Origin of the sequence: Pseudomonas sp. 10C3 (assembly GCF_036346185.1) — a bacterium.
GTDB lineage: Bacteria > Pseudomonadota > Gammaproteobacteria > Pseudomonadales > Pseudomonadaceae > Aquipseudomonas.
On record NZ_JASJVE010000201.1, the window covers coordinates 1 to 240 of the forward strand.

Annotated in this window: 1 protein-coding gene; it reads left to right on the forward strand. The window is 59.2% G+C overall.

Annotated elements, in window-relative coordinates; genetic code table 11:
* Positions 1-41: 41 nt before the first annotated feature.
* Positions 42-224 (forward strand): hypothetical protein, encoded by a 183-nt coding sequence (locus tag QN399_RS26630; protein WP_330201981.1) that lies wholly within the window; start codon positions 42-44, stop codon positions 222-224.
* Positions 225-240: the final 16 nt, after the last annotated feature.

The following is a 240-nucleotide window of genomic DNA, read 5'->3' on the forward strand; positions in this document are numbered from 1 at the left end:
GGGGTGAGTTTATTCGCGAAGGCATAGCTATGGAGGCGAAGATGACCGATCAACTCGACAAAGCCACATCGAGAGCACCGCCCTCGCTTGGCGAGGGCTGCCTGAGTCGTTATGACCCGGAGGCGCTGTGTCTGGAGGACGGTGCGGACTTCAACGGTGCCGCCGAGCTTTGGCGGCTATTGCAGCAAGCGCCTGAGGCGCCAACTGGCACACCGAAAAAATAATCAGGCGTGTTTGAGG

Bases quoted from the DNA above. Each gene is read 5' to 3' on its own strand.
- QN399_RS26630 (WP_330201981.1), top strand. From the start codon at position 42: ATGACCGATCAACTCGACAAAGCCACATCGAGAGCACCGCCCTCGCTT.